The sequence below is a fragment of the Streptococcus sp. 1621 genome (assembly GCF_013276615.1).
Taxonomy (GTDB): domain Bacteria; phylum Bacillota; class Bacilli; order Lactobacillales; family Streptococcaceae; genus Streptococcus.
Genome location: NZ_VMLJ01000052.1, coordinates 4476 through 13911 on the forward strand (window position 1 = coordinate 4476; position 9436 = coordinate 13911).

Genomic DNA, 9436 nt, shown 5'->3' on the forward strand with positions numbered 1-9436 from the left:
GTGCTTTGAGCAACCTGCGACTAGTTTCCTAGTTTGCTCTTTGATTTTCATTGAGTATAACGATAGTCCTATCATATCACTCAAAAAGCCTTTCGTCTAATATGTTTTTTTTAAGGCTGTGATAAAAATTTTTTATGGGCAAGAAAAAGCTGCCCACATAGGACAACTTTTTCTTATTCAAAAACAAATTGATTGTGATAGAGTTCTGAGTAGAAGCCACCTAGTTTCAAAAGTTCATGGTGGTTACCGCGTTCAATGACTTCTCCATCTTTAAGGACAATAATCTGGTCTGCATTGAGGATGGTCTTCAAACGGTGGGCAATGACGAAACTGGTTCTGCCTGCTACAACCGCCTCCATGGCATGCTGAATCTTGCTTTCTGTCACCGTATCTACGTTTGAAGTGGCTTCATCGAGAATGAGAACTTCTGGATCTGTCATCAAGGTTCGAGCGATAGAAATCAATTGTTTCTGCCCTGTCGAGAAGATGCTCTGGTCATCATCGATAAGAGTATCGTACTTATCAGGCAAGCTTTCGATGTAGTCGTGGATATGGGTTGCCTTGGCTGCTGCCTCAACCATTTCTTGACTAGCATCTGGCACACCAAAACGGATATTGTCTCGAATCGTTCCGCTAAACAAGACCGAATCCTGCAAGACAATTCCCACCTTGCTTCTGAGACTATCCAAATCATAGTCACGGATGTCTTTGCCATCAAAATAAATACCACCAGCATCAACATCATAAAAGCGATTGATGAGGTTCATAATAGTCGTTTTCCCTGACCCTGTCGGCCCAACAACCGCTGTCATCTGACCTTTCGGAGCGGAAATGCTGACATCTTTCAAAATAGGTTTATCAGGCAAATATGAGAAATCAATGTGGCTGATTTCAACACCTTCTTGCAACTTAGTGAAGATTGGAGCCTTTTCAGGTCGGATTTCTTCCTCTGCGTCAAACATTTCCTGAATCCGTTCAGCACCTGTAAAGGCTAACTGAAGGCTTCCCCAACTAGCTGCAACTTGGATAATAGGCTGGTAGTACTGCTGTGAAAATTGGGCAAACATAACAATCAAACCTAGGGCTGTACTTGTTTCAATAGACTTATCATTCAAAAGTACAGCTGAACCAGCAAAGATGACGATGGCTGTATTAACCAGGCTCATCCCATTCATGACAGGGAAAAGAATTCCTGAGAACATTCTTCCTTTAAAGGTCGCCTTGCGCACGCGCTCATTTTGTTCAAGAAATCCTGCCATCATATCCTCTTGAATTCCTTGCACAATAACAGCTTTTTGACCTGAAATACTCTCGTCCATATAGGCGTTGAGCTTCCCTACCTCTTTCTGCTGGAGGTTGGTGTATTTGCGTGCCATTTTCACGATGAAAATCAGCATGAGGAAGGCTACTGGTGTGCTGGCAATAGTGATGAGGGCCAGGGTTACATTTCTCGAAAACATGACAAGAATCAGACCAATGTATAAAACAATATTACTCATGACCTGAACCAGACTTTCATTAAAGGCTTGGAGGATATTATCCAAATCACTAGTAAAACGAGATAGGATATCGCCATCTTGTCGGCGGTCAAAGAAAGAAACCGTCAACCGAGCAAGCTTACCGAAGAGGCCTTTGCGCATCTCGTTGGTCGACTCTGCAATCACGCGCGTCATGAGACACATGTATATGACACTGGAGATAAAGAGAACCAAAACCAGCAGACCAAGATTGACCATGATTCCTGATAGGCTTTGCCAAACAAGTTCTGGATTGCCATCTTGATAAGCTTGAACTAAATTAGCTAACTGCGTCACTGCTTGTCCAGAAAAGACCGGAAAGAGAGCTTGGGCAAGAGTCGCCAGAACAATCATCAGGATGACGACTACAAATGATAGCTTATAGACTTTAAAATAATGCCAAAAAAATTGAACTGTCTTCATTTCACTCCTCCTTTCCTTTCTGTGTTTCGTAGATTTCACGGTAAACGGCATTGTTGGCAACCAAGTCTGCATGCGTGCCTTGACCAATCAATCGTCCTTGATCCAGTACCAAGATCTTGTCTGCATGGACAACCGAGCTAATCTTTTGCGCGATGATAATGGTTGTTGTTCCCTTCAAGTCCTTATTCAAGGCTTCTTGAACTAGGCGCTCTGACTTAGCATCCAAGGCCGAGGTCGAATCGTCAAAAATCAGAATACGCGGATTGCTGACAATCCCACGCGCAATCGACATCCTTTGTTTTTGCCCACCTGAAAAGTTGGTTCCCCGTTCCTCAACTGGACTCTCAAAGGTTTTCTCCATACGATGAATGAATTCACTGGCTTGGGCAATATTGGCTGCGCGCTCCATTTCAAATAGAGTAGCATCTCCCTTACCCTGTCTCAAGTTATCAGCAATCGTTCCACTAAAGAGAATGGCACGTTGAAGAACGATAGACACTGTTTTACGCAGGGTTCCTTCACTCACTTCGCGAATATCCTTGCCTCCAATTTTGATGGCCCCTTCCTGTGGATCAAAGAGACGTGGAATCAATTGAGCCAAGGTTGACTTCCCTGCACCAGTTGCTCCAACCACACCAACCATTTGACCAGGTTCAATAGTAAAGCTCACATCTTTCAGCATCGGTTCCTTGTCCATTGGATAGGTAAAGGTCACATTTTCAAAGCTAAGACTACCGACCAACTCTTCATCTGGGACATCCTTGAAAGTCATAGCTGGCTCTGCATCCAGAATTTCTCGAATACGACGCATAGAAATCATGGCACGGCTGACAGAATTTCCCAAAAATCCAACCATAACAATGGTAAAGATAATCTGGCTTAGGTAATTGACAAAGGAAGCAATGGAGCCAACAACTGACGGATCCGACTGAACCATCCCTGCAACCAGCCAAATAGAGAGGAAGACCGCCCCGTAACCGACCAACATCATAAAGGGTTCCACTACTGAAAAGGCATAACCGATGTAAAGATTTTGACCGAGAAGCTCGTCTGAAACCTCCGTAAACTTAGCAAACTGCTCTTTTTCTTGGACAAAGGACTTGACCACACGAACACCGCGCAGATTTTCCTTAGCAATGGCATTGATGCGCTCAAGAAGGGTTTGAAACTTGGCAAAACGAGGTCCCATCATCCCCATCATGACAGCAGTCAAACCAAAAATCAAGACTACCATGAGAACAATCACCCACCACAGAGAAGGTAGGGTTTGAACCGCCAAGATAAAGGAACCGATAAACAAGAGGGGAAGTCTGAACAGAATTTGGAAGGTCATCATGACGACGTTCTGAATCTGGTTGATGTCATTTGTCATGCGAACGACTAGATTTCCCGCATTAAATTGTTCAATATTGGCATAAGAAAAGGTTTGGATTTTACGGAAGGCATCCTCTCGAAGATCGGATGAAACTCCTTGGGCAATATAGGCTGCAAGGACAACATTGAGCCCACCAGCAACTAGACCGACCACGGCCACACCAATCAACCAAGCCCCGATACTATAAATAGCTTCATATTTCCCAGCAAGGAGGGCGTCTAACACTTCCTGCAAATAACGCGGTTGCAAAAGTGAACTAGCAACCATCAAGCCTGTCATCAGGAGCGAAGCCAAGGCCTGCCACTTGTAGGTTTTTATTTTCTGAATCAGCATACTTTCTCCTTAAAAAATAGACAAAAGGGAGCGACAATGCGTCAGCTCCTTTTCATTCTGTTTGTGTGATGTTATTCTAGCAAAAAAGTGGGAACTTGTCAAAGAAGTCTCCTTGATATAGCTAGATTAACTAGTGAGTCTTGGCTTTATAGTTTCTGTTTTAACTCGACCAAGACATTCATAGCCTGCATAGGTGTCATATTGTAAACATCTAGTTTAGCTAATTCTGCTAGGATAGGATGCTCTTCAGGTGTATCAAAGAGTGAAATTTGTTCTGTGACAGCACTTGTTTGTCTCATAGGAATAGGATTTTCTGTACCTTGATTCTCTAACTGAGTCAAAATCTTATCCGCCCTTGCTAGGAGATCTGCTGGCAAGCCAGCAATCTTGGCAACATGGATACCGTAGGATTTATCAGCTGGTCCTGGTTCAATCTTGTGAAGGAAGGTGACCTGCCCATCCTGCTCCAAAGTTGCCACGTGGACATTGACCAAGTGTTCCAAGCTAGACTCCAGACTAGTCAACTCATGGTAGTGGGTCGCAAAGAGGGTCTTGGCTCCGATATGCTCATGAATGTATTCGATGATAGACTGAGCAAGAGCCATACCGTCATAAGTTGCAGTTCCACGACCTAACTCATCAAAGAGAATGAGAGAGTTCTTGGTTGCATGCGAAATGGCATTATTGGCCTCCATCATCTCCACCATGAAGGTTGATTGACCTGAAACCAAGTCATCTGCTGCTCCAATGCGGGTAAAAATCGCATCAAAAATAGGTAAATAGGCGCTTTCTGCTGGCACATAAGAACCCAACTGAGCCATAACCGCCATCATGGCTAACTGACGCATGTAGGTTGACTTCCCGCTCATATTGGGCCCTGTAATCAGTTGGATACTGGTATCTTCTGCCATCTGAATCGTATTGGGAATATAGGTCTGAGCCCCCATAACCTTTTCAACGACAGCATGGCGCCCTTTCTGGATATCAATTTGTGAATCGTCACCAAACTCAGGTCGAATCAAATGCTGGGTTTCAGCAACAACTGCCAGACTCTGTAAGACATCAACTGTCGCAATTCCTTGGGCTAGAGCTTGTAAACGTTGGATGTACTTGCTGACCTCTTCACGAATACGCATAAAGATTTCGTATTCTAGATTGGCTGACTTCTCACGCGCCTCCAGCATATCTCCCTCGATACGCGCCAATTCCTCAGTTCCAAAACGTTCCGAGTTTTTCAGCGTCGCCTTACGGAAAAAGTGGGCTGGCACATTCCCCAGCTGTGAATTGGTCACATGGAAATAGTAGCCATCCTTTTTATTGTAGTCAATCTTAAGCGTGCTGATACCAGAGTTTTCTCTCTCCTTAGCCTCAATTTCAGCAATCCAACCAGTCCCTTCTCTGAGAACGCGACGGTACTTGTCTAAGGTCTCATCAAATCCAGTTCGGATAATTCCCCCATCTGTAATCACATGAGGAGCTTCAGGAGCAATCGCTGCGCTAATCAAACTCTCCAACTCAGGGATTCCATCCAGTTGTTCGATGAGATAAGCTAAAGCAGGTTGCTCCATCCCTTCTAAAATCGCACGAATCCGTGGCACACTGGACAAGGTAGTCGCCAGCTGCAAGAGATCCTTGGGATTGGTCTTGCCAAAAGAAACACGACTAGCCAAGCGTTCGATATCATAAACACCCTTGAGACTGTCTGTCAAATCACTGCGCTCAAAAAAGTGATCAAGAAAGACCTGCACCACTTCTTGACGTTGGACGATTCGTTCCTTATCAATCAAGGGGCGATGAATCCAAGAACGCAAGAGACGCATACCCATAGCCGTCTTGGTTTCATCCAAAAGCCAGAAAAGACTGCCTTGCTTCTTGCCTGAACGAGCATTCTCAACCAAATCCAGACTAGCCTTGGTCGCATAATCCATCTGCAAAAAATCTTTGATTTCATAGCGGATAACAGGCTTGAGGTGGTTCAATTCCCTCATCTGAGTCCGATGAACATACTGGAGCAATTTACTAGATGCCGCTTGCTCCACAGCTGCCAATCGTGAATCCAGCAAATGAAGGTCTTCAAAGCCTTCTTTTTCATAGGAAAGTACCAGATTCATCTGACGACTAAGGATTTGTTCATCTTCCTCAGACAAGTCATAGCCCAGCACCACTTCTCGCGCCTTGAGATTACGGATTTCCCCACAAACCAGCGTGAAATCCAAAAGACCTGTCACATAAAAGTCACCCGTCACCAGGTCCATATAAGCTAAGCCAAATTGATTGCCATCTCGATCTATGGCAACCAAGAAGTTGTTCTGACTATCCGGCTTACTGCTATCGACCACTGTCCCTGGCGTAATGACTTGAACAACCTCTCGTTTCACAACCCCAACTGCTTGTTTAGGATCTTCCATCTGTTCTGCGATAGCCACCTTATAACCCTGCTCAATCAAGACATCGATATACTGTTGGGCAGAATGATAGGGAACACCCGCCATAGGAATCGGATTGTCGGCATTCTTGTTGCGACTCGTTAAGGAAATTTCCAGAATCTGCGCAGCATTGACCGCATCCTCATAAAATAATTCATAAAAATCACCCATCCGAAAGAGCAAAAAAGCATCTGGATATTGCTTTTTAATATCCACATACTGTTGCATGCCGGGTGATAGCTTTTCTGTCGCCATTTTCCGTCTCTCCTTGTCAAAAATAAGTCTTGAGAGCAACTCCCAAGACCTTACTTATCTTTCATCAAATCTAGCAAACGATCTTCCATGAGTTTGGCAACGTGCTGGTCTCGACAAATAACCAATAAGGTATTGGCACCAGCAACTGTTCCTAAAATCCATTCATCCTTGTTTGCATCTACAATATTTGCCAAAACAGAGGCTTCTCCCAGTTTGGTATGAAGCACCAAAGTAAACTCTGCTCTTGCAACACCTTCTAAATGATGAGACAAAAATTCCACCAAATCAATCTTTTCTGTCTCATTTGCTAGTACATAATACACCATATCATTTTTCTTGACCTTGGTCAAGCCGATTTCGCGCAAATCACGAGACAAGGTTGTCTGTGTCACAAAAACATTGTGTGCCTCCAACCGATCTTGAATTTCTTTTTGTGTACTTAATTTCTCCTCAGTAATCATTTTTTTTATTAACTGATGACGATCTCTTTTTCTCATAAAATCCTCTTATGTGAATATTTATAACTATTTTTATAACTATATTATACCAAAAAAATAGGAGATTTCAAAAAGTTTTTCTTCTTTCTTTAAAAATGTGATAAAATAGTAGAAAAGTCCAAAAGGAGCTCATAATGAATACAAAAGAATTGATTGCTAGCGAATTGGCTAGCGTCATTGATAGCCTGAACCAAGAGGCTATTTTAAATTTACTGGAAACCCCTAAAAACTCAGAAATGGGAGACATTGCTTTCCCTGCTTTTTCTCTTGCAAAAGTCGAACGTAAAGCACCTCAAATGATTGCGGCTGAACTGGCTGAAAAAATTAACAGCCAAGCCTTTGAGAAGGTTGTCGCAACGGGACCTTACGTTAACTTTTTCCTTGATAAATCTGCCATTTCTGCTCAAGTATTGCAAGCTGTTATCACTGAAAAAGAACACTATGCTGATCAAACTATTGGCAAACAAGAAAATGTTGTTATCGATATGTCTAGTCCCAATATCGCTAAACCATTCTCTATTGGTCACCTGCGCTCAACTGTTATCGGAGATAGCTTGTCACATATCTTCCAAAAAATCGGTTATCAAACAGTCAAGGTCAACCATTTGGGAGACTGGGGTAAACAGTTTGGGATGTTGATTGTTGCCTACAAAAAATGGGGCGACGAAGAAGCTGTAAAAGCTCATCCAATTGATGAACTTCTTAAACTCTATGTCCGCATCAATGCTGAGGCTGAAAATGACCCTAGCTTGGATGAAGAAGCACGCGAATGGTTCCGTAAGCTTGAAAATGGCGACGAGGAAGCTCTCGCTCTTTGGCAATGGTTCCGTGATGAAAGTTTAGTGGAATTTAACCGCCTTTACAATGAATTGCAAGTCGAATTTGACAGCTACAACGGAGAAGCCTTCTACAACGATAAGATGGATGCAGTTGTAGACATTCTTTCTGAAAAAGGCCTTCTTGTTGAATCAGAAGGTGCCCAGGTTGTAAATCTTGAGAAATATGGAATTGAACATCCAGCCCTCATCAAGAAATCTGATGGTGCAACTCTCTACATCACACGTGACTTGGCCGCAGCCCTTTACCGTAAAAATGAATACCAATTTGCCAAATCTATCTACGTCGTTGGTCAAGAGCAATCTGCCCACTTTAAACAGCTCAAAGCTGTCTTGCAAGAGATGGGCTACGACTGGAGTGACAACATTACCCACGTTCCTTTTGGTTTGGTTACAAAAGAAGGGAAGAAACTCTCTACTCGTAAAGGGAATGTCATCTTGCTAGAGCCTACTGTTGCAGAGGCTATTAGCCGTGCCAAGGCCCAAATAGAGGCTAAAAATCCTGAACTTGAAAATAAAGATCAGGTAGCCCATGCTGTTGGAGTTGGAGCCATTAAATTCTATGACCTCAAGACCGACCGTACAAATGGATACGACTTCGACCTAGAGGCTATGGTATCCTTCGAGGGTGAAACTGGACCTTATGTTCAATACGCCTACGCTCGTATCCAATCTATCTTACGTAAAGCAGACTTCAAACCAGAAACAGCCGGCAACTATAGCTTGAATGATGCTGAAAGCTGGGAAATCATCAAACTCATCCAAGACTTCCCACGTATTATCAACCGTGCGGCGGATAACTTTGAACCTTCTATCATTGCTAAATTTGCAATTAGCCTGGCTCAAGCCTTTAACAAATATTATGCACATACACGTATCTTGGATGAAAGCCCAGAACGCGACAGCCGTCTAGCCCTCAGCTACGCAACCGCAGTCGTTCTCAAAGAAGCCCTTCGCTTGCTTGGAGTAGAAGCGCCTGAGAAGATGTAAATCGTTACAAGAGACTGGAACTAAAGTTCCTAGTCTCTTGACGGCAATCGCTATATGGCGAATTGCCTAAACGCTTCACTAATTCACCTAACCAAATAATATCGATTTGGTTAGGCTCATGTCGTAATCTTTTAATCACTTTATTGTAAAGTAGTCTAAGTAACTAACGCCAAATCCTATCAGAGATTTGGCTAGGTGCTTCACTAGTTTTAGGACATAAATATGATCGATTTATGTTCCAGAACGTCGTAACTAGAGATACTTGTCTAAACGCTTTACTAATTCATCTAACCCAATAATATCGATTTGGTTTGGTTCATGTCGTAATCTTCAAGTTACTTGATTGTAAAGCAGTCTAAGTAACTAAGACCAAATCCTATACGTAATTTGGTTTAGAGGTCTATCAAAAATCTTATCAAGTTTTGCTGACTTGTTCTGCTATTTTGAATTGACTAATTCAATTTACTCACTACTACTTCTTTATCATACAGGGAGATATCCTATGAGCCAATATGCTTATATCCTCGTTGTAATTAGCTTGGTGTTCCTTTTTCTGCTCAATAAGTACGAAAAAGAACGACTTCAAAGGCTCTACCAAGAACAACTTTTAAAGGATGAAACATTTAGGGCTGACATCAAGGAGAAAATTCACACGACTGAAAATATCAATGATGTCATTGCTTACATCAATAAAACTTACCATCTGGGAATGTTACTGTCAAAAGACATTACAGATCAATTGAAATAAACCGAGCTATTCTTTAAGAAAATCATAACCACCCGT

At 42.7% G+C, this 9436-nt stretch carries 6 protein-coding genes; 2 read left to right on the forward strand and 4 right to left on the reverse strand.

The genetic code is table 11. The features are described 5' to 3' along the window. Positions 1–173: 173 nt before the first annotated feature. From patB to argR, 4 genes are all read right to left on the reverse strand, one after another. Complete coding sequence (patB, locus tag HT697_RS09805) at positions 174–1940, reverse strand: multidrug efflux ABC transporter subunit PatB (RefSeq protein ID WP_173214523.1); 1767 nt, start codon at positions 1938–1940, stop codon at positions 174–176. 1 nt (position 1941) lies between these two features. After that, positions 1942–3648, reverse strand: coding sequence for a multidrug efflux ABC transporter subunit PatA (gene patA / locus HT697_RS09810; RefSeq protein ID WP_173214521.1), 1707 nt, complete (start codon positions 3646–3648; stop codon positions 1942–1944). A gap of 146 nt (positions 3649–3794) precedes the next feature. Next, positions 3795–6329, reverse strand: a complete 2535-nt coding sequence (gene mutS / locus HT697_RS09815; RefSeq protein WP_173214519.1) for a DNA mismatch repair protein MutS — start codon at positions 6327–6329, stop codon at positions 3795–3797. Between the two features lie 50 nt (positions 6330–6379). Beyond that, entirely contained in the window at positions 6380–6826 is a 447-nt protein-coding gene (argR, locus tag HT697_RS09820; protein ID WP_001231476.1) for an arginine repressor, read from the reverse strand. Between the two features lie 134 nt (positions 6827–6960). Here argR and argS point away from each other — a divergent pair, with 134 nt between their 5' ends. Together argS and HT697_RS09830 are read left to right on the forward strand one after the other, a co-directional pair. Next, positions 6961–8652, forward strand: coding sequence for an arginine--tRNA ligase (gene argS, locus HT697_RS09825; RefSeq protein ID WP_173214517.1), 1692 nt, complete (start codon positions 6961–6963; stop codon positions 8650–8652). 502 nt (positions 8653–9154) lie between these two features. Continuing rightward, positions 9155–9400, forward strand: a complete 246-nt coding sequence (locus HT697_RS09830; protein ID WP_000084859.1) for a hypothetical protein — start codon at positions 9155–9157, stop codon at positions 9398–9400. Positions 9401–9436 lie beyond the last annotated feature (36 nt).

Bases quoted from the DNA above. Each gene is read 5' to 3' on its own strand.
- patB (WP_173214523.1), bottom strand. From the start codon at position 1,940: ATGAAGACAGTTCAATTTTTTTGGCATTATTTTAAAGTCTATAAGCTA.
- patA (WP_173214521.1), bottom strand. From the start codon at position 3,648: ATGCTGATTCAGAAAATAAAAACCTACAAGTGGCAGGCCTTGGCTTCG.
- mutS (WP_173214519.1), bottom strand. From the start codon at position 6,329: ATGGCGACAGAAAAGCTATCACCCGGCATGCAACAGTATGTGGATATT.
- argR (WP_001231476.1), bottom strand. From the start codon at position 6,826: ATGAGAAAAAGAGATCGTCATCAGTTAATAAAAAAAATGATTACTGAG.
- argS (WP_173214517.1), top strand. From the start codon at position 6,961: ATGAATACAAAAGAATTGATTGCTAGCGAATTGGCTAGCGTCATTGAT.
- HT697_RS09830 (WP_000084859.1), top strand. From the start codon at position 9,155: ATGAGCCAATATGCTTATATCCTCGTTGTAATTAGCTTGGTGTTCCTT.